The sequence below is a fragment of the Pseudomonas sp. NFPP07 genome, from assembly GCF_900115645.1.
Lineage (GTDB): Bacteria > Pseudomonadota > Gammaproteobacteria > Pseudomonadales > Pseudomonadaceae > Aquipseudomonas > Aquipseudomonas chlororaphis.
In genome coordinates this window covers 257234-283200 of the sequence record NZ_FOXG01000003.1, presented here as the reverse complement: position 1 = coordinate 283200, position 25967 = coordinate 257234, and the positions used below count along the sequence as shown (strand labels likewise).

The 25967-nt window shown below is 61.9% G+C and carries 19 protein-coding genes and 2 tRNA genes; 8 read left to right on the top strand and 13 right to left on the bottom strand.

Translation table 11 applies throughout. From position 1 onward, the window contains the following. Positions 1 to 34 precede the first annotated feature (34 nt). From BM019_RS09410 to BM019_RS09400, 3 genes are all read left to right on the top strand, one after another. Complete coding sequence (locus tag BM019_RS09410) at positions 35 to 661, top strand: alanyl-tRNA editing protein (protein ID WP_007931638.1); 627 nt, start codon at positions 35 to 37, stop codon at positions 659 to 661. A gap of 101 nt (positions 662 to 762) precedes the next feature. Next, on the top strand, positions 763 to 1533 hold the full coding sequence (locus BM019_RS09405; protein WP_062823195.1) for a 2OG-Fe(II) oxygenase: 771 nt from the start codon (positions 763 to 765) through the stop codon (positions 1531 to 1533). Between the two features lies 1 nt (position 1534). Continuing rightward, positions 1535 to 2173, top strand: a complete 639-nt coding sequence (locus tag BM019_RS09400; RefSeq protein WP_009042830.1) for a LysE family translocator — start codon at positions 1535 to 1537, stop codon at positions 2171 to 2173. A gap of 79 nt (positions 2174 to 2252) precedes the next feature. On the opposite strand, the gene BM019_RS09395 is transcribed toward BM019_RS09400, so the two are convergent. The 4 genes from BM019_RS09395 to BM019_RS09380 form a co-directional block, all read right to left on the bottom strand. Next, positions 2253 to 3074: an alpha/beta hydrolase gene (locus BM019_RS09395; RefSeq protein ID WP_092418110.1), complete on the bottom strand. Its 822-nt coding sequence runs from the start codon at positions 3072 to 3074 to the stop codon at positions 2253 to 2255. Positions 3075 to 3524: 450 nt separating this feature from the next. Then, complete coding sequence (locus tag BM019_RS09390) at positions 3525 to 6215, bottom strand: ATP-binding protein (RefSeq protein WP_239691062.1); 2691 nt, start codon at positions 6213 to 6215, stop codon at positions 3525 to 3527. 494 nt (positions 6216 to 6709) lie between these two features. Further along, positions 6710 to 7663: a fimbrial protein gene (locus BM019_RS09385; protein ID WP_239691056.1), complete on the bottom strand. Its 954-nt coding sequence runs from the start codon at positions 7661 to 7663 to the stop codon at positions 6710 to 6712. 123 nt (positions 7664 to 7786) lie between these two features. Then, the gene (locus BM019_RS09380; RefSeq protein ID WP_092418108.1) at positions 7787 to 8503 is read right to left on the bottom strand and encodes a fimbrial biogenesis chaperone; all 717 of its coding nucleotides are present in this window, start codon (positions 8501 to 8503) and stop codon (positions 7787 to 7789) included. Between the two features lie 1025 nt (positions 8504 to 9528). Between BM019_RS09380 and BM019_RS09375 the strand changes: the two genes are divergently transcribed. Continuing rightward, complete coding sequence (locus BM019_RS09375) at positions 9529 to 13032, top strand: GLUG motif-containing protein (protein WP_092418107.1); 3504 nt, start codon at positions 9529 to 9531, stop codon at positions 13030 to 13032. A 130-nt stretch (positions 13033 to 13162) separates the two neighbouring features. Here the strand turns inward: BM019_RS09375 and BM019_RS09370 are convergent, their stop codons facing one another. The 3 genes from BM019_RS09370 to BM019_RS09360 form a co-directional block, all read right to left on the bottom strand. Beyond that, on the bottom strand, positions 13163 to 14377 hold the full coding sequence (locus BM019_RS09370) for a sugar transporter (RefSeq protein WP_092418106.1): 1215 nt from the start codon (positions 14375 to 14377) through the stop codon (positions 13163 to 13165). 279 nt (positions 14378 to 14656) lie between these two features. Then, positions 14657 to 14732 (bottom strand) — tRNA-Gly (locus BM019_RS09365). A gap of 3 nt (positions 14733 to 14735) precedes the next feature. Further along, positions 14736 to 14811: transfer RNA gene (locus BM019_RS09360), tRNA-Glu, on the bottom strand. Between the two features lie 365 nt (positions 14812 to 15176). Between BM019_RS09360 and BM019_RS09355 the strand changes: the two genes are divergently transcribed. Further along, a complete protein-coding gene (locus BM019_RS09355) occupies positions 15177 to 15947 on the top strand; it encodes a hypothetical protein (protein ID WP_092418105.1) in 771 nt (256 codons plus the stop codon). Positions 15948 to 16034: 87 nt separating this feature from the next. Here the strand turns inward: BM019_RS09355 and BM019_RS09350 are convergent, their stop codons facing one another. Next, entirely contained in the window at positions 16035 to 17999 is a 1965-nt protein-coding gene (locus BM019_RS09350) for a methyl-accepting chemotaxis protein (protein WP_092418104.1), read from the bottom strand. Positions 18000 to 18206: 207 nt separating this feature from the next. Beyond that, a complete protein-coding gene (locus tag BM019_RS09345; protein ID WP_062826197.1) occupies positions 18207 to 18968 on the bottom strand; it encodes an SDR family oxidoreductase in 762 nt (253 codons plus the stop codon). 233 nt (positions 18969 to 19201) lie between these two features. Between BM019_RS09345 and BM019_RS09340 the strand changes: the two genes are divergently transcribed. After that, complete coding sequence (locus BM019_RS09340) at positions 19202 to 20206, top strand: NADP-dependent oxidoreductase (protein WP_092418103.1); 1005 nt, start codon at positions 19202 to 19204, stop codon at positions 20204 to 20206. 153 nt (positions 20207 to 20359) lie between these two features. Here the strand turns inward: BM019_RS09340 and pyrF are convergent, their stop codons facing one another. Further along, positions 20360 to 21058, bottom strand: coding sequence for an orotidine-5'-phosphate decarboxylase (pyrF, locus tag BM019_RS09335; RefSeq protein ID WP_007931610.1), 699 nt, complete (start codon positions 21056 to 21058; stop codon positions 20360 to 20362). 315 nt (positions 21059 to 21373) lie between these two features. On the opposite strand from pyrF, the gene BM019_RS09330 reads away from it, so the two are divergent. Beyond that, a complete protein-coding gene (locus tag BM019_RS09330; RefSeq protein WP_009042817.1) occupies positions 21374 to 22138 on the top strand; it encodes a response regulator in 765 nt (254 codons plus the stop codon). Continuing rightward, positions 22138 to 23175: a sensor histidine kinase gene (locus tag BM019_RS09325; protein WP_092418102.1), complete on the top strand. Its 1038-nt coding sequence runs from the start codon at positions 22138 to 22140 to the stop codon at positions 23173 to 23175. Before BM019_RS09330 ends, BM019_RS09325 begins: the two co-directional genes overlap by 1 nt. 151 nt (positions 23176 to 23326) lie before the next feature. On the opposite strand, the gene BM019_RS09320 is transcribed toward BM019_RS09325, so the two are convergent. The 3 genes from BM019_RS09320 to BM019_RS09310 all read right to left on the bottom strand — a co-directional run bounded on the left by BM019_RS09320 (position 23327) and on the right by BM019_RS09310 (position 25936). Beyond that, positions 23327 to 24379: an AI-2E family transporter gene (locus BM019_RS09320; RefSeq protein ID WP_062823206.1), complete on the bottom strand. Its 1053-nt coding sequence runs from the start codon at positions 24377 to 24379 to the stop codon at positions 23327 to 23329. A gap of 82 nt (positions 24380 to 24461) precedes the next feature. Then, positions 24462 to 25268, bottom strand: coding sequence for a DUF4892 domain-containing protein (locus BM019_RS09315; RefSeq protein WP_175510610.1), 807 nt, complete (start codon positions 25266 to 25268; stop codon positions 24462 to 24464). An 8-nt stretch (positions 25269 to 25276) separates the two neighbouring features. Then, positions 25277 to 25936 carry a glutathione S-transferase family protein gene (locus tag BM019_RS09310; protein ID WP_092418100.1) on the bottom strand — a complete coding sequence of 220 codons (660 nt, stop codon included), beginning with the start codon at positions 25934 to 25936 and terminating at the stop codon, positions 25277 to 25279. Positions 25937 to 25967 lie beyond the last annotated feature (31 nt).

Genomic DNA, 25967 nt, shown 5'->3' with positions numbered 1-25967 from the left:
AATTAAAAAAGGTATTTTAATAAGGGCACGGAATATGACGCTTCGCCTCTTTTTTCATAATGATGAACTCAAGGCCAACGTTGAAGTGCTCGAATGCACCCCGCAGGACAACGAATTCGCGGTGATCCTGCGTGCCACGATCTTTCATCCCCAAGGCGGCGGCCAACCCTGCGACACCGGCTGGATCGGCGAAAGCCAGGTGTTGCGCGTGGTCCAGGAACCCGAGCGAATCATTCATTACGTCAGCCAGCCGGTGCAACCGGGCATGGTCCAGGTCCAGGTCGATGAACAGCGCCGCCAGTTCAATACCCGCATGCACTCGGCCGGGCACCTGATCGGTCATTTCGGCGAAACCCGCGGCTGGGTCCCGGTCAAGGCCCATCACTGGCCTGGCGAGGGCCGCGTGTCCTTCAAGCCCGGGGACAGCCCGCAGGAACTCGACGTCGACAGCCTGCAGAGTGGCATCGATCACTGGATTGCCGCCGACCTGCCGCGCCTGGTCTCGCTGCGTGAAGGCTCGCGGGAAATCGGTTTCGGCGAGCTTCCCGCCTATGGCTGCGGGGGGACCCACGTGAAGCGCCTGAAGGAATTGGGCAACGTCACTATCGCCTCCCTCTCGCAGAAAAAAGGAATGCTTTCGGTTCACTACCACGTGGACTGATTCATCGGCGGTGTCGCCTTGCACATCACGCGACGCATCGCCTGACACAGGGGAAACCCGCGTGCGCGGGTTCGACGATTATCGGATAGAGGGATCTGCAGATGATGCTTGACGTCGAGCGTCTCGATGAGACGTGCATAAAGAAACTGGCCCAGGAACAAGTGCTCGCCCTGCGCATCAAGAATTTCCTGCCGCACACCCAGGCGATCCAGCTGGGTGACAAGATTCTCGCTCCCGGCTTCGAGGGCTACATCAACGCCCCCAGCATCGGGCGGATCGGCATGGCGTTTTATGAGGCGGAAAACCAGCCGCTGCTGATCGAAGACTATTTCGAACGCGCCACCGCCAACATCGCCGAACTGCGCACGCGTTGCGCGCCCTATGCGTCTCCCGTCGACACCCTGCGCTGCATGCTCGACGAGTCCTGGCCGGCCGGCGCTCACCTGGAAAACCTGTACGGGCGCAAGATGTACGTTGGCCTGTCGCGGGTGGTGAAACCCGGCGTGTGCTTCCTCGCCCATCACGACATTTTCGCCAAGGACGCCCCCGACAGCTTCCAGGCCCACAGCCTGGAGGCGCAGTTCGCCTGCAACCTCTACCTGAACATGCCCGATGCGGGTGGCGCCCTGCAGATGTGGAATCACGATATTTCCCCGGACCAGTTCGACGACATGCGCGGCGACAGCTACGGCATCGATCCCGCCCTGCTCGGCACACCCTCGCTGGAGATCCGTCCGGAGCCCGGGGATTTCATCATGTTCAACTCAAGGCGCATGCACGCAGTCACCCCGGGGGTGGCCAACCCGCGCCTGAGCCTTTCCTTTTTTGTCGGCTATCGCGGCAGCTCGTCCCCCCTGACCTTCTGGAGTTGAAATGCTTTCCAACTATCTAGGCGAATTCCTGGCCCTGGCGACCATCCACTTTCTCGCCGTGGTGGCTCCCGGGCCTGACTTTGCCGTGACCATCCGCCAGAGCGTGCGCTTTGGCCGGGTGGTCGGGCTGTGCACGGCCATCGGCATCGGCGCGGGAATTTCCGTGCATGTGCTGTATACCCTGCTGGGGGTCGGAGCACTGATGCACACCACGCCATGGCTGCTGAATGTGGCCAAGGTGGTGGGCGGCGCCTACATTCTTTATCTCGGGGTCAGCCTGTTGCGCAGCAAACCCAAGACATCGATCGAGGGCAGCGACACGAACAACGATCAGGTGCAGCGGCAGACCTTGCCCAAGGCCTTCATGACCGGTTTCCTGACCAACGCCACCAACCCCAAGGCCACGCTGTTCTTCCTGGCGATTTTCACCACGGTGATCAGCGCCACCACGCCCCTCAAGGTGCAGGCGCTCTACGGTGTATGGATGTGTTGTGTGAACGCGCTGTGGTTCGTGATCGTCGCGCTGTTCTTTTCCAGCCCGAGGGTGCGCTTGCTGTTCATGCGCATGGGCCACTGGTTCGAGCGAACCATGGGAGTGATTCTGATTCTGTTCGCCGGGCGCCTGATCCTGTCGATGTAAATCGCACCCCAACGTCCTGCTCAAGCGAGCCGCCAGCAACTGGCGGCTCGACACAGGCTTGCTCAGTTCCGATCCACGATCAGCTGGCGGATGACAAAGCCTGAAGCAAGACTCCCTGCGGTTTTGCCATTTCGTCCAGTACTGAAAAGTGCGTGCAGCCCGGCACGTGAATCAGCTGCACAGACTCTCCTCGGGCCAACGCTTGCTGGGCGTATTCATCAGACTGGCGGACCAGTTCCGACAGTTCGTCGGCACCTACCGCCACCCATGTATGGGCGCCCTTGTCGATATGGTGCAGCGGGCTATAGGTGTTGATCTCCGCTTCCGAGAGACTCAGTTTCTGGTTGAGCCACGACAGGCTTATGGGTTCCAGATCGACTAGCGCGCTGATCGCCAGGACATCGGTCACCCATGGGTGCGAACGGAACTGGATCGCCAGGTGGCCGCCAGCCGAGTGCCCGCTCAGGACCACCTTGTGCCCCGCAATACCCAGGTGATCAACGTCGGCCTGGAGATGCTCGAGCAGGCTGCCAATCTCGCTGACGATCTGTGTCATCGAGGCTTGCGGCGCGAGCGTATATTCGGCCAGGACGACGTTGAACCCTGCAGCCAGGGGGCCGGCGGCGATGAAGGCGAAATCTTCCTTGCTGCAATTCTGCCAATACCCGCCATGGATGAAGATGAACGTCGGGGCGCCGGCTTTGCCACAGGGCAACCAGTCATAACGCTGCCTGGAACCGGTGCCGTAAGGCAGATCGAGCCGGCCGGCCACAGAGGCGTAGAAACTGGCGCTACGCGCCTGCAAGTCTGCGTAGATACCGGGGAAATCCGGCACTGCCTCGGTGTTGTTATACGCCGCGTCGAGCTGGGCTTGATTCATGTCGCGATAGAGAATGGTCATGGTCATCTCCGATGGAAGGAATGTTTAAAAGGGCTTGGTCAGCGGCCTGCGGTGGGTGCGGACGTGTCCGTCATCCGGCAGGAAGGTTCAGGGGAGCGGCTTCGCTGTCCACGGCTGCTCTCTGTGAGAGGAATGCCACGCGTGGTTGGGGGACTGTAGGCAGGGTGGTGTGCGGAACGCGGCTCGAATGCGCTAAAGAGTGAGTGGAGCCCAGGTCAGACGTAAATCAGCCGAATCTTAAATTTCTCTAGGATTTATCTTGCCATGGCCGCCCTGGGTGAACGGCGCAACGGCATATCAAGGTGAAGCGGGGAGATATTCAGGCGGGCCATGCAGGCCAGTGCGATGCTGGGAAAGCCGGCGCTGAGTGCGTCCGGCCCGCTCAGTCAACGCCGCCATCGTCCGGGATGGAATGCTCGGAATACTGTCCTGGTGACCGGTTCGTCGCGCTCAAGCCCGCGCAGAGGCTCGTTGAGTATTCTCCAGGGCCTGCCTCAGCGCCTGCTGGGTCAGGGGCTTGAACACCACCTCATCCATCCCGGCGGCCAGGCAGCGCTGGATTTCCGCGTCCTCGGCACTGGCGGTCGCCCCCAGGATCCAGCAGCGCCGGCGACCCTTCTCGCGCTCTATCTGGCGGATGCGCACGGTCAAGTCATAGCCGCCCAGGCGTGGCATCTGGCTGTCGGTGATCAACACATCGTACTCGGCGGCCAGCCAGGCTTCCCACGCCGCCTGCCCATCCTCGACCAGCGTCACGCGATGCCCCAGGACCAGCAATTGCTCTTCCAGCGTCAGCCGGCTGAACGCATTGTCCTCCGCAACGAGGATATTCAGCGAAAGCGGCTCCATGCTCGCCTGCGCTACTTCTGCCGCCGCTTCGGCAGGCGCCTCGGCCAGGGGCAGTTGCAGGGTCACGCTGAAGCAGGAGCCTATATCCGGTTCGCTGCTCAGGACGATAGTGCCGCCCATGAGTTCGACCAGCCGCCGGGTGATATTCAGCCCCAGCCCACTGCCAAAGGTTTGCCCGGCCTGAGCCGAACTGACCTGGGAGAATGGCTGGAACAATCTGGCCTGATCCTGCTCCGAGATGCCGATACCGCTGTCGATGACCTCCAGCAACAGGTGCAGATGTTCTGCCTCCCGGCTGCCCGAGGCATGCAGCATCACCCGGCCGCGCTCGGTGAACTTGATGGCATTGCTCAGCAGGTTGAACAGCACCTGTTTCAAATGCAGCGGATCGATCAGCACCCATTGTTCCATGTCGCCGGTGAAGCGCATCTCGAACGCCAGTTGCTTCTGTCGCGCCATGCCGACCACCAGGGGCGCGATCGCTTCGATCTGGGCCTTGATCAGCACCGCTTCGGGCGCCGAGTCGATCATCCCCGACTCGATCCGGTTCAGGTCGAGCACATTACCGAGCAATAGCAGCAGCCCCTGTGCCGCCTCCTGCGCGACGGCCAGCGACGCCAGGTCCAGCTCGCCCCGTTCGGCCTTTTGCTGCACCACTTCCTGCAGGCCGATGATGGCGTTCAGCGGCGTACGGATCTCATGGCTCATGGTGGACAAAAAGATGCTCTTGGCTTCGTTGGCCGCTTCGGCCTTCTCCCGCGCCAGCGCCAGCTCGCCCTCGGCCTGGCGGGTCTTGCGCACCTGCCGGGTCAGGTAGAACCCCCAGATCAGCGACAACAGGACCAGCAAGCCGAAGACACCGCCGAGCCGCAGGATATTGCTGCGATGGTCACGCCAGAAGTGGCTGCCGGTGGCAGCGAACCGTGGCTCCCATCGCTCCACGATATCCGCCACCTCTTCCGGGGCGATGGCGACCTGAGCCTTCTCCAGGATGCTGCGCAATTCTTCCTGGCCTTTCAGCACCCCGAGGCTGACTGGCCGGGCGTACTCGTCAAGAATGTCGCTCACCCGCAAGCGGTTGTTGAAACCCTGGGCGGACAGGAAGCGACCGGTGTAGTCGCCACCGACGAAAGCGTCGCTGCGCCCATCGTCGACACTGCGCATGGCCTCCCGGAAGTTGGGGTAGATCTGTAGCCGGATATCCGGATAGTCCTGCTGGATGATCTGATTGATGAAATAGCCCGATACACTGGCCAGGCGTTTGCCCCGCAGGTCTTGCAAGCCATGGATAGCGTCATGCCGGGGACCGCGCAGAGTCATCAGCACGACCGAGCTCCTCAGGTACGGCAGGAGGATCTCCATATCCGCCTCGGCGTCCGGGCCGGGCGCAACGGCGGCGGTCATGATGGCCTTGCCGTTGCCCATCTGCGTTTTCATCTCGGCGTAGTTCTGCACATGGATAAGGCGGAACTTCAGGCCGCTGCGCTGGCTGATCAACTCGAGATAGTCAGGACCGATACCCCGCACCCGCCCATTGCGGTCCAGTTGCCCCAAGGCACCAAGAGAATCATTGACAGTCACCGGGATTTCCGGGTGCGCGGCCAGCCAACGGTTCTCGGCAGGCGTCAGCGTCACCCGCTGCTGAGTCAGGCGCAGGTTACGCCCCGCGCTCCAGCCACGCAGGATTTTTTCGCCGTAACGTGCCCGAATCGGCAGCAGGGCCCGCTCGATCAATTCCTGCAATCGCGCATCGGAAGCCCGTACGAGGAAGCCGAACCCATGGCTTTCTACCGGGGCGAAATTCTCGATATGCAGGTTCAACAGGTAATTGATGTTGATCAGGTAATGGGCGGATATCGCGTCATCGATCACCCCGTCGACCTCTCCGAGGCTCAACGCCTCGAGCGCACGCTGCGGCGAAGCGAAGATCAACAGCCGACTGTTGGGATAGGCGCTCAAGAGCTGCTTCTGGGAAAGGTAGCCGGCAGCCACGGCCAGCGTCGTGCCGTGTGTCTGTGGATCGAATGGGCGACTTTCGGCCGTGACCAGCACCGGCTGATCAGGTTCATAGGCATGGGTCAGCCGCAGACCGTTTTCGCTGGCCTCTACTTCGGTGCCGCCGCCGAGCAGGTCGATCTCACCATTGCGCAGGGCAGTCAAGGCCACCTGCCGGGAAGGAAACTGACGCACCACGGGGGGCGTCTCGAACAGCAAGGACAGATAGTCAGCGGTAATACCCTGGAACCGATTGATGTCGAGCATGCCCAGCGGCGGATAGTCGGGCAATGCCACGCCCACCGTGAGAGGCCCTCTGTTTGCCAGCCATTGCCGGTCCTCCTCCTTCAGCCAGGGTCGACTGGCCACCGCCACCCGTCCGACCAGGGAAATAGCTTGTTCCTGTGCAAACAGCACGGACGTTGGAGCCAACAACAGACAGAGAACGACAGCCCGACAACACGCTGGAATCATGGAATACCTTCCTGTGAATCGAACCCCGGCAACCTGCGCAAATGGGCCGTTGTCCCACGAGCAACAGCGTCACCCTCTTATGGAGAGTGCCGCTTTGGTCTGTGGCAATGGGGGATGGATCAAGAGTGATCCGTCGGTATTCTAGCCGGACGCCGGCGGTTGTGAAATCGAACGGTGGGAGCCTCGCGCGCGCGCCCTTCTATTTGCTCTCTGGTGCGCTCGGAAAAGCTGGATAACCGAGGGCTGGCGACAGCGATCCGGCCGAGGCCGGGATCAGGTCCGCGAGCAAAAGGATTGCTGCCCACCGCCAACAACGATCAGTTGTAGTTAAGAACGAAACTCATGGTCGCATCGCCTTTGCCCGGCTTTATCTCGCCACCTGTGGGGGCATATTTGGCACTGCCGGAGAACCGGTAAATGGAGCCCTCCGCAATCTCCCTGTTCCAATCGAGGGCGATGGATCTGGAGATATCGAATGGCAACTTGACGCCCTTATCGTTGACCAGGGAAATGCCCACCCCCGATGCAACACCCGCCTGGCCCAGGTTGGAAAGCTTGAGCAGGCCGTCGGCCTGGGAGTTGCCTTCGAAGTAGACTTTTACCGGAACTTTCGTATCAGGTTTCAAGCCTTCGCAGCGGACATCGAAGTTGAACGGCACCTCTTTGACACTGCCATTCTTGATGTGCTGGATGGTCTGCTTGCCCATCTGCACATTGACTGCCGCCCCCACCGACTCGCACCCGGCGAAAAACACATCGTTGACCAATTCGGTACTGCTTCGTGTTCTGGCCACCAGGGACTTTTCGCCTATTTTCCAGATCACATCGACGTTCATCGGAATATTGCCTGAGGCGACAGCGCGATCAGTACGAACGAACACCACATCTATAAACCGGGAGGTATACAGCCCAGTGCGGTTCGACATATAAAACGGAACACAAAAAGCGTAGTCGTTTCCTGGCAGGTTCAGAGCCAGGCAGAACTTCACGCCAACACCCTTGATACCTGTTTCATAAACATTGGGCAGGGCCGAGGGGATCAACCCACCATTCATGGTGAGAGAGGCCGTCTGGTTTTCGGTACACCTGACGCCCTCCGTCACGGTCCAGAGGTCCATCCTGTGTTTAGCCAGCTCCTTTCCAATGGGAACCGCATTGATGACTGTTCGAGCCGGGAGAATGAATTCCTTTACCGGGTCCGGCGACACCATGTGGCCAACCCATTCACAAGCTGCAAATACATCCTGAGCAAACAGGCTGGATAGAAACATCAGAGGGGAATATCAGTTTGCGCATATATAAAGTTCCTTCCCACGCTCATTAAGTGCCCGGGTACAAGTCAGTGATGCCTCCAAAGAAGGAGCGAGAACGTTCCCGTCTCCAGACGCCAGGCCTCAGCCGGAAATGGCGCCGTCGTATTTGAGAATTCCACCGAAATCGCCGATGACTTCGAACTCAACCTTGAGGTCGTTGGCCTGGACGCCGCTCGGCAGCTCCGCCATCTCGACCAGGGAAGTCGCAGCCGGCGCGACCATATCGATCGGCGCGGTGAAACCCTTGCTTCCCATCCGCAACGTGATCCCGGCAAACGACAGGTGAAAAGCCGACGGGTTGGTCACCTCCAGATAGGGCTTGCCGTCTTTGGCAAGCAGGCGCCACTTGAGTTGTTGGGGGGCTTGCGCGACCTTGCCCGGTAGCCCGGCCGGCCGGTAGAACAGCTTGAGGCGCTGCTGCACGGCGATTTGCAGGGTATTTTCCTGCCGGGACTTTTGCGGAACCTCCCGCACGTTCAGCCAGTACACCGACTCCTTGTCGGTCGGCAGGCCCTTGCCGCTGTAGAGGATGCGCAACACCTGCTGCTGTTCGCCAGCCAGACGCTTGAGCACCGGGGTGATGGCGAAGGGCACATCCTCGCTCTTGTCGGCCGACTCGACCCAGGCCTGAAACATCAGGTCCTCGGCCGCGCTGTTCTTGATCACCAGGGACGCTTCCTTGCTCGGCGCCGCAAGCACCACACGGGTGTTTTCCAGGTTGATGCCGGCCTGGGAGAAAGCAGGAAAAAACAGGGCGAAACTGGCCAGAATCAATCCGGCGATGGCTGGAGTCTTCACGGTAAATTCTCTACCTCGATATGTGTCGAAGGACAGAACCCCGTTGTTACGCGCCATGCAAAAACAGCGATGGACTCGATGAGGCGAACCGTGCGGGTATTCGTGACGTTCGAGAAAGTCAGGAGGCAGGAAAACTACATTAGATCGGCGTCGCAATCAGTAGGACAATTCCTAAAACGAACGCCATGCTCACTCATATACGACAGTAGAAAAGAGCGAACAGAACCAGTATCACTCTCAGAGTGAGTATCGCTAGATATGCCTGTGCCCAGTACTTCCTGAAACTAGTGTTTTCGACTCAGAAACTCCAGGCCGAGGGTATATTTCTATCCTCCCTGATATTCGACACCATACCGTCAAGGTTCTAATACTTCCTGATTTGAATAAATTATCTACCCTGTCTTGTTTTATCAAAACTTTAACTTAGACAACCTACTCACAGGACAAAAGCAGCGCAGTCCGAAACCGCCCAGGCTCGATGATCGAGAAAGCCTGCCAGACAGACTTAAGGCTCTGGACCGCTGGTTTGAGAGCTCCAAAAAGAGGAAAAAGCGGCGGTTTCCCCACGGTATTGCGCTTCAGATTACGCCCCCCATCGGGCGTCAGACTGCAAGGACTTCAACATGACGAGCGCAAATAGCTTGCTGTCTTACTTCAACTAGGAAAGCGCCGCACACCAATTAGGAAAGTTCTGGTTTTTTATTTCATTTTCTTTTGTTAATTAATACAGCCCTCTGAGCAACCATGCATTTACATGCAAAAAACTCCAGACATCGACTCTGCCGTGTATAGGCTCGCAATCAATTTTTTAGACATTAGGTAGCAGGTCTCACCTGACAAACGGACTCATGAGTCTCCCCCGCTTCGAAGCCCATGAGATCAAGCGTGGATGAGACAAACAACATTCCCTCCCGACAGGAGGAAATGGCGCCGCGGCTTTGCGTGATCGCCTCGGTACCAGCCCCGCATCCGTTGTACCCGTTCTGCTGGGGGGATCAGCAGAGTATTCATATAGAGGAAGCACCATGAACAAAAGCTATGCACTGATCTGGAACCAGGCCACTGGTTGCTGGAACGTCGCCAGCGAAGGAACCCGGCGCCGAGGAAAATCCAGCCGCCTCAAGGTCGTGATCGCCGCCGGCTTCTCGCTGCTGGGTCTGCTGGCCCAGGCCCCGGCCTTCGCCCTGCCGGGTGGTGCCGCGATAGTCGCGGGCGACGCCAGCATCAACACCACCCCCGACGGCAAACACATGAGCGTCGACCAACAGAGCAACAAGCTGATCACCAACTGGAACGAGTTCAGCGTCGCTGGCGACGAAAGCGTCAGCTTCCACCAACCCGGCAGTAGCTCGATCGCCCTCAACCGGGTATTGGGCACCAATGGCAGCGATATCCAGGGCCGCATCGATGCCAACGGCAAGGTGTTCCTGATCAACCCCAATGGCGTGGTCTTCGGCAAGTCCGCCCAGGTCAACGTCGGCGGCCTGGTGGCCTCCACCCAGAACATCAGCGACAAGGACTTCCTCGACGGCACCTACCGCTTTGCCGGGAACTCCAGCTCTGCCGTGAGCAACGCCGGCCAGATCACCGCCAGCGAGGGCGGTAGCGTCGCGTTGCTAGGTGCCCAGGTCAGCAACAGCGGCGTGATCCAGGCGCAGATGGGCAGCGTCGCGCTGGGCGCGGGCAAGGACTTCAGCGTCAACTTCGACGGCAACGGCCTGCTCAACCTGCAGGTGAACGGTGCCGCGGTGGATGCCCTGGTGCAGAACGGCGGCCTGCTCAAGGCCGACGGCGGCCAGGTGCTGATGACCGCCAGCAGCGCCAGCAGCCTGCTGAACAATGTGGTGAGCAACCAGGGCGTAATCGAGGCCAAGACCTTGCAGAACAAGGCCGGCAAGATTGTCCTGGACGGTGGCGACAATGGCATCGTCCAGGTAGCCGGACGCCAGGACGCCAGCGCCCTTGGCGGCCAGGGCAACGGTGGCGTGGTGGAAAACCGCGGCGCCCAGGTCGAAGTGCAACTGGCTGCGCAAGTGGATACGCACGCCGACAAGGGCACGACCGGTACCTGGAAGATCAGCGCGGCCGAGGTGAGCGTTTCCAAGGCAGAGAATCCGTCCACGCGTGGATTGGTCATTGACGGCGGTATCAACGGCAACAACGGAACGGGCGGCACCACCGGCGCTGCCCCTACCCTGCACGCCGATACCCTGGCCCAGAACCTGGCCCGGACCAACGTTGAACTGAGCAGCAAGGGCAACCTGTCGGTCAACAAGGCGGTGTCCTGGAACAGCGGCAACAAGCTCGGCCTGACCGCCGAACGCGGCGACGTCCAGGTGAATGCGGCATTGAGCGCCACCGGTGCCGGCGCAGCCCTGGCCCTGAATGCCGCGCAGGGCGGCATCCGGCTGAATGACGGTGTCGCGCTGACCGGAACGGGAGCGAGCCTGGAGCTGAACTCCAAAAACGGCCACAGCCTCAAGGATGACAAGAGCGTCACCCTCTCCGGTGCGGATGCCCGCTTCAGCGCCAACGGCGAGTCCTACCAGGTGGTGCAGAACCTGCAACAGTTGCGCGATATCGAAAACAACATGGATGGCCGCTATGTACTGGGTAACCAGATCGCCGGCCAAGGCAGATTCAAAACGCTTGGCGAAGGCAACGCCTTCACCGGCAAGCTCGATGGCCTGGGCAATACCATCAGCGACCTGTCGATCTATGGCACCACTGCCTTTGTCGGGCTGTTCGGCGCGAACCTGGGGCAGATCAGCAACCTGAACCTGGAACGCATTTCAGCCAGCGGCGCCTATTCCACCTACTACAACACCCAGGTCGGCACGCTTGCCGCGGTGAACATGGGCAGCATCCGCAACGTCAAGGCCAAGGATGTACGGGTGACCGGAGCCTCTCATCTGAACTCGCTGGGTGGCCTGGTTGCGCTCAACCTGGCCGGCGACATCGCCAACTCCTCGGCCAGCGGCCAGGTGATCGGCAACCAGCACACCTTTGCAATGGGTGGCTTGGTGGGTGAAAACATCACCAACCCCGATGGCGTGGCAAAAATCACCAATAGCCATGCCGATGTCAGCCTCAGGGGGTTGATGAATGGTGATTCCAGAAACGCAGGTGGATTGGTGGGCTCGAACCGCGGGGTCATCGCCAATGCCTCCAGCACCGGCACGATCGACCTCGCCGGCGCCAACCTGAACATCGGCGGCCTGGTCGGTGAGAATACGGGCGATGGCAGCATCAGCAATTCCCGCTCCAGCACCAATGTCGCAGGTAGCCGGGCTGGTCGGATCGGTGGCCTGGTTGGCTCCAACCAGGGTTCGCTGATCAACTCTCACGCCAGCGGCGACGTAACCGGCAATGGCACGGAAGCGATCGGCGGCCTGGTGGGCAAGAACCTGGGTGGTTCGATTGCCAATAGTTCTGCCAGCAACAACGTGTCCGACCGATACAGTAGCCATTTAGGCGGCCTGGTTGGTCACAACCAGGGCGGCCGCATCGATAACGCTTCGGCCTCCGGCACGGTAAAAGGCGGTAGGAATGCCAATATAGGCGGCCTGATCGGCACGAACCAGGACGGCTCGATCAGCAACAGCTCGGCCAAAGGCTATGTGGCCGGTCTGTACGGTAGCAATGTGGGCGGCCTGATTGGCTACAACCGGAACGGCCATATCGATAATGTGACAGTCTCCGGCATGGTGACGGGTGGCGACAAGGCGAACATCGGTGGCCTGATCGGCTATAGCGAAAAGTCCTCCATCGCTAATGCCTCCTCCACCTCCCAGTCTGTTACAGGCGGCAATGATGCCCGTATCGGCGGTCTCGTCGGCCATAGCCTGAATGACAATATCGCCAACTCATCGGTATCCACCACCGTGACCGGCTACTATCGCAGCCGGATCGGCGGCTTGGTCGGCCACAGCCAGAATACCGATATCACCAACGCCTCGGCATCCGCCCTGGTAGAGGGCCGCGACGATAGCCAGATCGGCGGTCTGGTCGGTCATAGCCAGGACAGCCGTATCAACAATTCCTCGGCATCGGTCACGGTGAACGGCGGCACCAATAGCCAGGTCGGCGGCCTGGTCGGCTATAGCCAAGGTAGCGATATCAACGATGCTGTGGTATCCGCCACGGTGAGCGGTGGTACAACCAGCCTGGTCGGCGGTCTGGTCGGCAGGCAACAGGGCAAGGTCGGCAACGCCTCCGTCAAAGGCTCGGTCACTGGCGGCGCTCAAAGCAGCGTGGGAGGTCTGGCCGGACAGAATGAAGGAGAAATCCGCAACTCCACAACCACCAGCAACGTCAGCGGCGGTTATGGCGCTCGCCTGGGCGGGCTGGCGGGGATGAACTTCGGCAAGCTGCACCTGTCATCGGCAGGCGGCAAGATCGATGGTTCTCACGCCTACGGGCAGTTCTACGGTGGTCTGGTCGGCATCGACTTCAATTCGAAGCAGCAATCCAACAACAGCGTCTTTGGTGAAGCGACCAAGGTGCCGCAGGTTGGCCTGCAGTTCTGAGAACTGAAGCTCTGCCCCCCGTCATAGGGAGGCAGGGCTTGTTGTCTGAGTGAAAAAATGGGGCAATGATTCAGCCGAATCATTGCCCCTCTTTTTTATCTGGCGCCTCTCGATGCCCTGCTCCCGGACTCTACTTCTCGACCGCGCCCTCAGCAGGATCGCCCCCCAAAACGCTGGACCGGGTGAGGCGGTAGATGGACGCGCAGTAGAGCAGCAGCGCCAAGGTCGCCAGCAAGCCTCCAGCCAAGCCGATATAGGCGAACCCGAGTTGGCCCCCTACCCAGCTGCCAAGCAGCGCGCCGCCGCCGATGCCGATATTGTAGATCCCCGAAAACAGCGCCATTGCCACATCGGTAGCATCCGGAGCTAGCACCAGGACCCTGGACTGCAGCGCCAGCCCGAAGCCCATGATCGCCATCCCCCAGATCAGGCTGAGCCCGCCCAGGTACGAGACCTCCCCGCTCAACGGCAACAGCAATGCCAGGCACAGAATGAGCGATGCCACCGTCACCAGCAGAAAGCGCTGTGGGCTGTAGCGGTGAAACCTGCTGAACAACAGCGAGCCGAAGATACCGGCGCCACCGAACAGCAGCAGGATGAGGGTCACCACATCGCCACTCAAGCCGGCCACCACCTTGATGAAAGGCTCGATGTAGCTATAAGCCGTGAACTGCGCGGTGACCACCAGGGCCGTCAATACATAGAGCGCCATCAGCGCAGGCCGCTTGAACAGCACCGGCAGGCTTCTGAGAGAACCCGAGTTCTGGCTGGGCAACAACGGCAGGCTCCTGGCCAGCCAGAACACCAGCGCGGTAGCCAGGCCAGCAATCACGATAAAGGTGGTCCGCCAGCCCATGGCCTCGCCCAGCAACCTGCCAAGGGGAATACCCAGCACCATCGCCAAGGAAGTACCGGTGGCCAGCAAGCCCAGGGCCTGGACCTGTTTTCCCGGTGGTGCCAGACGCACCGCCAGGGACGCGGTAATGGACCAGAACAGCGCATGGGACAAGGCCACACCGACCCGGCTCAGCAACAGCATGCCGAAACTCGTGGCCAGCCCCGACAGGATATGACTGGCGATAAACATCCCGAACAGCACGAGCAACAGCTTGCGTCGCTCGACGTTGCGCGTCAGCAGCATGACCGGTAGCGAAGTCAGGGACACTATCCAGGCATAGAGAGTGAGCATCAGACCGACCCGGGCCGTCGACAGGTCGAAGCTGCTGCCGATCGAGCTCAATAGCCCGACGGGGACGAACTCCGTGGTGTTGAACACAAAGGCCGCCAACGCCAGTGCGATGACCGCCCGCCAATTACCCTTAGTTGTCGCCACGCAGATACTCATTTAAAGGTGCACCACTCTATCGATGGTCAATCAGGCCCAGACCTTCGCAAACCCTGTGCCAAACGCCTACTCACAAAGGCTGGGCGCACGGTCAGGAGCATGCAGGCGCCGAACAGGATCTGCGTCAGCGTACAGGACAAGGGGAAAGCAGCGTCATCCCGCACTGCAGAGGAGCAACGGACCGAAACTCGGCCACTGTCGACGGAAACGAAAAAAGGGTCCCGAATGGGACCCTTTTTCGATGAACTACAGACCTTTGAGAATCTGTAGCTCCATGTTTGGAGCGGGAAACGAGACTCGAACTCGCGACCCCGACCTTGGCAAGGTCGTGCTCTACCAACTGAGCTATTCCCGCAAATGGCGTCCCCTAGGGGACTCGAACCCCTGTTACCGCCGTGAAAGGGCGGTGTCCTAGGCCACTAGACGAAGGGGACACGCTACAACATTCACTCCCTGCCGCGTTTCGCTGTGTGCTTTACGCTGCAAGTGGCGCGCATTCTATGGATGGATTGGAGGGTCGTCAACCCCCTGATATAAATTTATTTAAATCAATGACTTCGGGGTGGTTTGCGAGCCCTTTCGGGCATTTGTGCAGCCTGTGCCTTGACGCCTATATTCTGACACTCGACAAGACGCTATAGTCCACATCCTTAGGTGATGGCAATATGAAACCAGCCAGACATTTCCTATATAAGCAGAGAATCGGCCTGTTTCTGCTCGTCGACCTGCGCTAGGCGCCCCAAGGCTAAGTCACTACACTCGCCACTCGTACGCGAACCCCAGAAAGAGGTCTTACACGGTGACACCACTCATGATCACCCTGCTAGTAGTAGCCGGGATCGTAATATTGATCGCCATTGGCTACATGAACCATGTGGTGGAAAACAACAAACTGGAAAAGGCCCGTACCAAGGTCGAACTCAATGACCGCCTGCGCCGCTGTGGCGAAATCACCGAGACCTTCCCCGGCCAGTTCATGTCGCCAGGGCTCAAGCTGCTGATGACCCGCCTGGAGCTCAACGTCGTTCAGCGTCTGTTGAACCTGAACAAGTCCGATGCCGCGCTCAAGGCGCGTATCGCCGAGTTGAACGCGCTGATCGGCCAGGGCGAATCGATTCCGGTCAACAACCCGCCCTGCCCGATCCAGACCGAAGCCAAGGCCAAGGACGTGCGCTTTCTCCTGGAAGCCCTGCATGGCCAGGTAACGCGCGCCGCCCAGGACGGTTTCCTGCCGACCAACGAAGCCAAGCACTGGATCAGGGAAATCCGCCATATCCTGGTGCTGCTGCATATCGAGTTCTTCAACAACCTCGGCCAGTACGCCCTGCAGCAGGAACAACCCGGCCAGGCGCGCCTGGCGTTCGAGCGCGGTGTGCAGTACCTGCGCAAGCAGCCGGATCCGGCGGTCTATCGGGAACAGCTGGAGTACCTGGAAAAACTCCTGGCCCGCTCCAACGCGATGGTGCTGACCAATACCCAGCCGGTCGAAGGCGAGGTCAACCAATTGACCGAAGGCCTGAAGGTCGTCGAAGCCGACGCCGACTGGAAGAAGAAAGCCATTTACGACTGACCGGCAACAGCCGCGCGAGCCATTCGCGCGGCACGGTCTATAAGGCTGCACCCCTGGCGGCGCAGCCTGTAGCAAGCACCCGCGGCATTACAACCGGAAATGCCCGACCATCCCCTTCAACTCCGCCCCCAACTGCGCCAGCTCGATGCTCGACGCTGCATTGCCCTGCATGGCCAGTGACGACTGATCGGCGCTGGCGCGGATGCTGGTGACGCTGCGGTTGATCTCTTCGGCGACCGAGCTTTGTTGTTCGGCGGCCGCGGCGATCTGCTGGTTCATCTGCTGAATCAGCGACACCGCCGTGGCAATGCTGCCCAGCGCGCTTTCGGTCTGCAGCGCATCGCTGACCGCCAGCTTGACCAGTTCGCCGCTGCCCTGGATCTGCTGCACCGAGGACTGCGCCGCCGAACGCAAGGCACTGACCAGGCGTTCGATCTCTTCGGTGGATTGCTGGGTGCGCTTGGCCAGGGCCCGCACTTCGTCGGCCACCACCGCGAAGCCCCTGCCCTGCTCGCCGGCACGTGCCGCTTCGATGGCCGCGTTCAGCGCCAGCAGGTTGGTCTGCTCGGCGACACTCTTGATCACGCTGAGCACGGTGCCGATGTTCTGGATCTCGGCGCTGAGGCTTTCGATGCTGGAGCTGGCGCTGGTGGCCGAATCCGCCAGCTGTTCGATGCGCTGCATGCTCTGGCGCACCACCTGCTGGCCGCTTTCGACCTTGTCGTCGGCGGTCTGCGCCGCCTGTGCAGCTTCTTCGGCGTTGCGCGCGACGTCATGCACGGTGGCGGTCATCTGGTTCATCGCCGCGGCCACCTGCTCGGTTTCTTCCTTCTGGCTGCTGACTTCCAGATTGGTCTGTTCGGTCACCGCCGACAGCGACTGGGCCGAGCTGGCCAACTGTTCGATGCCTGCCTGCAGGCCGCTGACAATACCGCTCAGGCCGCTGCCCATCTGTTGCATCGCCAGCATCAACTGGCCGATTTCGTCCCGGCGCGTCACCTCCACCGTCGCGCTCAGGTCACCGGCGGCGATCTGCTGCGCCACGCGCATCACGCTGCGCAGCGGAGTGACGATCAAGCGGGTAATGATCCAGGCCGCCAACACACCCACCAGCAACGCCAGGACCGAAGACGCGACGATCAGCAGCGAATTCTTTTTCAGCTCCGCCTGCATCGCCTGATCCTGCGCGCCGTACGCCTGGTCGACCCGCTCCATCACTTGCGCGGCGCGCTCGTGCAGTTGCTGATAGACCTTTTTCTCCTGCGCCAGCAAGCCGGTGTATTCGGCGAGCTTCTCGCTGAAACCACCGATATGCCCGACCACTTCGTTGAGCACCGTCTGATAACCGGCGTCCTTGACCAGGGTCTTGAGCTGCTCGGCCTGGGCCAGGGCCTGATCGGCCTGCTCGATCTTGCCCTGCTCGACCTCTTCCTCGCCCTTGCGGCTCTGGTCCAGGCGCACCCGGGCTTCGTTCATGGCTTGCAGCATCAGGCGCGAGACCTGGCTGACCTGATTGGCCTGCTCGACGAACTCGCTGCCCTCCTTGCCGGCGGATTCCTTGAGGCTATAGGTACCGTCATCGGCCAGGCCGGCCTGCAGCACGTCTAGGTTATTGGCCACGCTGGACACCGACCAGCTGGCCATTTCCAGCGCCAGGTCCTTGGCCTGGGTCAGCTCGACGAACTCGTCGAAAGCCTTGCGGTAAGCCCCCAGCGCCTGCTCGACATCGGTCATCACCGGCACATTCGCCGCCGAACGTTCCTTGAGCTGCGCCGCCAGGGCCAGCAAGGCGTCGACGCCCTCGTGCAAGGCGTCCGCGGTTTTGGCGTCACCGTGCAAGGCATAGTTCTGTTCGAGCAGACGCACCTTGAGCAAACCGCTGTTGAGCGACGACATCTGCTTGAGGCCATCGAAGCGCTGGCTGATGGTCTGCAGGGACCAGACGCCGATGGCGGCTACCAGTGCCGTCAGCAGCAGCACCAGGGTGAAACCGACACCCAGTTTTTTCGCCATGCCGAGATTGGCAAAACGTCCGTTCGTGGCCGAATTCATTGCGCTCAGTCCCCTTCCAGTCCCCAATGGCAACAGGGCCATTGTCCAGTTTTGCAGGTTCGCAACGGGCTGCACTGGAGCACAAGTCTCTGGCGTCGGAATAATGGCAAAAAGCTACGTTCAGGTCGTTTTCAGAATGGTCGAGGTCGATCCGGTACAGCCCTGGCAACGCTTGGTCACCAGGGCCGTCCCTAAGGCAAGCGAGCGTCAGATGGCGGTGGCGCCACCATCGACCGCCAGCGCATGGCCAGTGGTGAAGGCCGCGCCGTCGCTGCACAGATACAGCACCGCGCTGGCGATTTCCTCGACCTTGCCGATCCGCCCGACCGGGTGCATGGCCGCGGCGAATTCGGCTTTCTTCGGATCGGCCTCGTAGGCACGGCGGAACATATCGGTGTCGATCACCGCCGGGCACACCGCGTTAACCCGGATTTTCTTCTTCGCGTACTCGATGGCCGCCGACTTGGTCAGGCCGATCACCGCATGCTTGGAGGCGGCATAGATGCTCATCTTCGGCGCCGCGCCCAGACCGGCCACCGATGCGGTGTTGACGATGGCCCCGCCGCCCTGGGCGAGCATCAGCGGCAACTGGTGTTTCATGCACAGCCAGACGCCCTTGACGTTGACTCCCATGATCGCGTCGAACTCGTCCAGGGTGCCGTCCGCCAGCTTGCCCTTCTCGATTTCGATCCCGGCATTGTTGAAGGCATAGTCGAGGCGGCCGTAGCTGCTTACCACCTGGGCCATCAGGTTCTGCACATCCGCCTCATCGGTAACGTCGCAGCGCACGAACAGCGCCTCGCCACCGGCGGCGCGAATCAATTGCACCGTGCCCTCGCCACCGGCGACATCGAGGTCGGCCGCCACCACTTTCAGCCCCTGCGCGGCGAACGCCAGGGCCGTGGCCCGGCCAATACCCGCCGCTGCGCCGGTGACCAAAACGACCTGGCCGGAAAACGTCATGCTCATGGTGATGCCCTCAATGGAATGCATGGATCGGATTCGCCCAGTCTAGGCACAGGCAACGGGCACGCGGCAGCACTATCAGAGGGCCGGTTGCCGACTTATCCGCGGTGGTGATGAAAGTCGCCATACGACCATCACGCCTCTGGATCGCCCCCTATTCGCTACAGCGGCAAACCTTGCGGCATCAGGGCTGAAGGTCTATCAACTAGGGTTCCATCGATCCTTGAGTGCCTGCCATGACCACCCAGACCAATCGCCAGTTTCTGCTCGCCAAACGCCCGGTGGGCGCGGCGACCCGCGAAACCTTCACCTACCAGCAGGTTCCCGTCGGCGAACCCGCGGCCGGGCAGATCCTGGTGAAGAATGAGTACCTGTCCCTCGACCCGGCCATGCGCGGCTGGATGAACGAAGGCAAGTCCTACATCCCGCCAGTGGGCATCGGTGAAGTGATGCGCGCCCTGGGCGTGGGCCAGGTGATCGCCTCGAACAATCCCGGCTTCGCCGTCGGCGACTACGTCAATGGCGCCCTGGGCGTGCAGGACTATTTCCTCGGCGAGCCGCGCGGCTTCTATAAGGTCGATCCGAAACTGGCGCCGCTGCCGCGCTACCTGTCGGCCCTGGGCATGACCGGCATGACCGCCTATTTCGCCCTGCTGGACGTCGGTGCGCCGAAAGCCGGTGAAACCGTGGTACTGTCGGGCGCGGCCGGCGCGGTGGGCAGCATTGCCGGGCAGATCGCCAAGATCAAAGGCTGCCGGGTGATCGGCATCGCCGGCGGCCAGGACAAATGCAAGTTCCTGATCGACGAACTGGGCTTCGACGGAGCCATCGACTACAAGAGCGAAGACGTCCATGCCGGCCTCAAGCGCGAATGCCCGAAAGGCGTCGATGTGTATTTCGACAACGTCGGCGGCGACATTCTCGATGCCGTGCTCAGCCGCCTGAACTTCAAGGCCCGGGTGGTGATCTGCGGCGCCATCAGCCAGTACAACAACAAGGGGGCGGTCAAGGGCCCGGCCAACTACCTGTCGTTACTGGTCAATCGCGCGCGCATGGAAGGTTTTGTGGTGATGGACTATGCGGCCCAGTTCGCCGCCGCCGGGCAGGAAATGGCCGGCTGGATGGCCAAGGGGCAGCTCAAGAGCAAGGAGGATATCGTCGAGGGGCTGGAAACCTTCCCGGAAACGCTGATGAAGCTGTTCAGCGGCGAGAACTTCGGCAAGCTGGTGCTGAAGGTTTGAACGTGGCTCTTTGAATCGGGTTGTCTGTCCGATCGTTTCGCGAGCAAGCTCGCTCCTACAAGGGCCTAGGCACTCTCTGTAGGAGCGAGCTTGCTCGCGATAGCGCGAAGCGCGCTTGCACTATCGCCGGCAGCCAGCACTGCGCTGCCGGATTCAGGCCAGCTCGGCCACCACGGCCGCGAGGGCCTTGGCCGGGTCCGCCGCCTGGCTGATCGGACGGCCGATCACCAGGTAATCGGAACCGGCATCCAGCGCCTGGCGCGGGGTGAGGATGCGCCGCTGGTCGTCCTGGGCGCTGCCCGCCGGACGGATCCCCGGGGTCACCAGTTGCAGCGACGGGTGCGCGGCCTTCAGCGCCTGGGCTTCCAGGGCCGAACAGACCAGACCGTCCATGCCGGCCTTTTCCGCCAGGGCGGCCAGGCGCAGCACCTGCTCCTGCGGCTCGATATCCAGGCCGATGCCGGCCAGATCTTCACGCTCCATGCTGGTCAGCACGGTCACGCCGATCAGCAGCGGTTTCGGGCCGCTGCGCTGGTCGAGCACTTCGCGGCAAGCCGCCATCATGCGCAAGCCGCCGGAGCAGTGCACATTGACCATCCACACGCCCATCTCCGCGGCAGCCTTGACGGCCATCGCGGTGGTGTTGGGGATGTCATGGAATTTCAAGTCGAGGAAGACTTCAAAACCCTTGTCGCGCAGGGTGCCGACGATTTCCGAAGCGCAACTGGTGAACAGTTCCTTGCCGACTTTGACCCGGCACAGCTTGGGGTCCAGCTGATCAGCCAGTTTCAGTGCGGCGTCACGGGTGGGAAAGTCCAGGGCGACGATGATAGGAGTCTGGCAAGCGGACATGAAGGGGCTCTCAGGCAAGTCGAAATCGGCGCGGATTGTAGCGCAAGCGACGACGCTCCGGGACCCGATGATCGGTAATTCATCGCCAACGGCAGCTCCCGTATCGATAAAACCGTGCAAATGCCCGACCCTGGCGGTAATTGTGTCGAGCCCGATACACTCCCGACACGCCGGCAACACCCCGCCCGGCTACCCTCGCCAGCCGCAACACTCCCGAACAGCACTTCCAGCCCCAGGGCCGGACGCCTATGCTGAAGCCACCACCTCGCCGCCCCTCTTTGTGGCTGGCAGCCTACCTGGCAGACGATCGCACGCATGCACAACACTCCAGCTCCCCTCAATGACGATCAGAAAGCACCTGGCACGGGTGACGACAAGCGCTGGAACACCCGGGCGCTGATCGTCGACGACGATGTACCGATCCGCGAACTGCTGATCGACTACCTGGCCCGCTTCAATATCCACGCCACCGGCGTGACCGACGGCGCGGCGATGCGCCAGGCCTTGCAGGCGGAACACTTCGACGTGGTGGTGCTCGACCTGATGCTGCCCGGCGAGGATGGCCTGTCCCTGTGCCGCTGGCTGCGCACCGAGTCGGACATCCCGATCCTGATGCTCACCGCCCGCTGCGAACCCACCGACCGGATCATCGGCTTGGAGCTGGGGGCCGACGACTACATGGCCAAGCCCTTCGAGCCTCGGGAACTGGTGGCGCGGATCCAGACCATCCTGCGCCGGGTCCGCGACGACCGCACCGAGCAGCGGGCCAATATCCGCTTCGACAACTGGCGCCTGAACAGCGTGCTGCGCCAGTTGATCTCCGCCGACGGTCTTGTCGTACCGCTGTCCAACGCCGAGTTCCGCCTGCTCTGGGTGTTCATCGAACGCCCGCGCCGGGTCCTGAGCCGCGAACAGTTGCTGGACGCCGCCCGTGGCCGCTCCATCGAAGCCTTCGATCGCAGCATCGACCTGCTGGTCTCGCGCCTGCGGCAGAAGCTCGGCGACGACCCGAAATCGCCGCAGTTGATCAAGACCGTGCGCGGCGAAGGCTACCTGTTCGACGCCCGAGACATCGGCTGATGCGTGGGCGCTTCGATACGCTGTTCGGCCGCCTGTTCGGGGTGCTGCTGATCGCGATCGTGCTCGCCCACCTGCTCGCCTTCTTCTGGTTCCGTCTCTACGGCCCGCCTCCGCGCCCTCCGGCCAGCGAATTCAGCGGCCAGTCACAGCCCGGCGGCGGACGTTTCGAGCCGCGGCCACCACGTCCCTGGTTCGGCGGCCCGATCGTGCCGCTGACCTTCCAGTTCATCTCGCTGATCATCGCCGCCTGGTACGGCGCCAAGCTGCTGACCCGGCCGATCCAGCGCCTGAGCGATGCCGCCGAGCGCCTCAGCGAAGACCTCGACAGCCCGCCGCTGGACGAGTCCGGCCCACGGGAAGCGCGCCAGGCGGCCCACACCTTCAACCTGATGCAGCGGCGCATCCAGGAACAGGTCAAGCAACGCGGGCGCATGCTTGGCGCGGTCTCCCATGATCTGCGCACGCCGCTGTCGCGCCTCAAGTTGCGCCTGGAACAGATCGAGGACAACAAGCTGCAGGGCCAGATGCGCCAGGACCTCGACGACATGATCAGCATGCTCGACGCGACCCTGAGCTACCTGCATGAACAGCGCACCAGCGAAGCCGTGCAGTGGATGGATGTGCAGGCACTGGTGGAGTCGCTCTGCGAAAACGCCCAGGACCAGGGCGCCGACGTGCGGACCGACGGCCATTGCGCGCCCTTGCAAGTGCAGCCGATGGCGTTGCGTTCCTGCCTGAACAACCTGCTGGACAACGCCCTGCGCTATGCCGGGCATGCCCGCATCAGCCTGCAGGACAGCCGCGAACAGGTACTGATCCGGGTCATCGACCATGGCCCGGGCATCGCCGAAGACCAACGCGAAGCAGTGTTCGAACCCTTCTACCGGCTGGAAGGCTCGCGCAACCGCAATTCCGGCGGCGTCGGCCTGGGCATGACCATCGCCCGCGAGGCCGCCGAACGCCTGGGCGGGCAACTGCACCTGGAAGAAACCCCCGGTGGCGGCCTGACCACAGTGGTGCGCCTGCCTCGCGCCTGAACCGCCGGTGTGTACCGGCTGGTACAAAGCTCACATACCCACGACACCTCGCCGCCTGAGCGCCGCCGTCACCGTAACCGCCGTAGCCGCTGCCGAGCAGCGCGAGGCTGCGGCTACAGGAGCGGGCACGGATGCCCGCGTTCTGCATGGATCAGCGCTTGTCTTCGACCCGCGCCTGGCTCGCGCTCCAGTCGGTCAACAGGCTGTAGGCCACGGCCAGCAGGGTCGGGCCGATGAACAGGCCGATGAAACCGAAGGCGATCAGCCCGCCGAAGACCCCGAGCAGCACGATCACCAGCGGCAGGTTGCCGCCACGGCTGATCAGGTAGGGTTTGAGCACGTTGTCGACGCCACTGATGATGAAAGTGCCCCAGATACCGAGGAACACCGCCATCCCGTATTCGCCCTTCCAGGCCAGCCAGGCGGTGGCCGGAATCCACACCAGCGGCGGCCCCATGGGAATCAGGCTGAGCAGGAAGGTGACGATCCCCAGCACCAGCGCACCCGGCACGCCGGCGATCAGGAACCCGATCAGGGCCAGGACTGCCTGGGCCGCGGCGGTGCCAATTACACCGTTGACCACCCGCTGCACCGTACCGGCCACCAGCTCGATGTAGTAGCCGGCGCGGTCGCCGATCAGGCGCTCCAGCAGCCCGTGGACGAACACCGCCAGGCGCGGCCCGTCGCGATAGAAGAAAAACACGAAGACGATGCTCAGGGTCAACTCGAGGATCCCGCCACCGATCTGCGCGCTGCGGGCCAGCAGCCAGTTGCCGACCTGCCCCAGGTAGGGCTTGATCGCCAGCATCATCGCCGCGCCCTGCTGGTCGATGCTGTTCCACAGCCCCACCAGCCGTTCACCGACGAAGGGCACGCCGGCCAGCCAGCTCGGCGCTGCGGGCAGGCCATCGACCTGCACATCTTTGATAAAGGCGGTGGCGTCACGCACATGGTCGGCCAGGTTGAAGCCGAGCCAGACCAGCGGCGCCGCCACCAGCAGCATCCAGCCCAGGGTCAGCACGGCCGCGGCCAGGGACTCGCGGCCATTGAGCCAGCGGGTCAGCAGGCGCATCAGCGGCCAGCTGGCAAACGCCAGGACCGCCCCCCAGAACAACGCGGACCAGAACGGCGCCATGACCCAGAAGCTGGCGCCGAACAGCACCAGAAGCAGGATCTGCACCAACAGGCGATCATTATTGAGCATTTGGTATCTCGAGAAAGGTCAACTCACCAAGCGTAGGCGAACGGTGGATACCCGTTCGCCCAAGCCCGTTCAATGCAGCGGTTCAGCGCAGCAGCTCAAGACGCAGGCCAGGGGCCTCGCGGCTGCCGCTTTCCATGCGTGCCGCCCGCACGCCCTGGCCGATCAGGGCCTGGCGCCAGGCCTCGGCATTCGGCCCGGAAACACTGACCCGCAAGGTGGTATCGAGGTTCAACCCGCGCGACAGCAAGGTCAGCCAGGTCGGCTGGGGCTCGCCGGCGAGCTTGGGCAGGTCCAGCTCGCCGGTGTCCTTGAGCTGGCGCAACAGGGTGGCCGAGGTCGGCAACAACTCGCCCAGGGGGGTGCTGGCGTCGAATTGCTCGACATGCAGGTACGCCCGGCGGTTGCCGCGGGTAATGCTGTACAGGGCCACCAGCGAATTGTCGTTGGGCGCGGCCAGGCGCAACAGCAGGTACGCCTGCTGGGCATCGGCGCCATACAGCTTGGCGTTGCCGAACACCTCGTTGGCCCACAGGCTGCTTTCCCCGCAATCGCGGGCCTGGCACCAGAACAACAGTTCGGCGCCCTGCCCCTGCAAGGCTTCGCGGGCGGCGGTAAAGGCCGCGGTCGAGGAATGTTCCGGCGGCAACTCGTAGGTCACCGACGTCGTGGTGCCACGAGCGCCGACCTGGCCATCGAAACGCAGCTGGCCGCTGATCTTGCGGATCGAGCCCATGGGGTAGATCCGCTCCATCTCGGCCGCCGGACGATAGTCGACGATCTGCGCGTCAGGCATGCGCGGCACGATCGGCAAGTCATGGCTGCCGGGCAAATCGGCGGCGAACAGCAAGGGGCTGACAGCGGACAACAACAGGACACTGGATAAACGCATGGGTGCTCTCATCGGATCAGCATGGCCTGGGCGCCCTTGATGACACTGGCGTCATCCGTGCGTTGCGGGACCAGCAGCCCGCGCTGCACCGCCGGCCGCGCCTCGAGGGTCGCCATCCAGCGTTGCAGGGCCGCCAGGCCGTCCACCGAAACCCCGGACCATTCATGGCCGCGCACCCAGGGAAAGGTGGCGATATCGGCAATGCTGTAGTCGCCGGCAAGGAACTCGACCTCCTGCAAGCGGGTGTCGAGCACCTCGTACAGGCGCCGGGTTTCATGCTGGTAACGATCGATGGCGCCCTGGAGCTTTTCCGGAAAATAACGGAAGAACACGTTGGCCTGGCCCTGCATCGGACCGACGCCGCCCATCTGGAACATCAGCCACTGGATCACCCGGGAACGGCCCTGGGGATCGCTGGGCAGCAGTTGCCCGCTGAGTTCAGCCAGGTAGATGAGAATCGCGCCGGACTCGAACACGGCGAAATCGCCGTTGGCGCGGTCGACAATCGCCGGAATCCGGCCATTGGGATTGATCTTGAGAAAGCCTGGAGCCTTTTGTTCCTTCTTGTCGAAACTCAGGGCATGCACCGTATAGGGCAGGCCGAGTTCCTCGAGCACGATAGAGACCTTGTGGCCATTCGGGGTCGCAGCGGTATAGAGATCTATCATGGTTGTCTCCCATTTCAACCCGCCCAGCCTC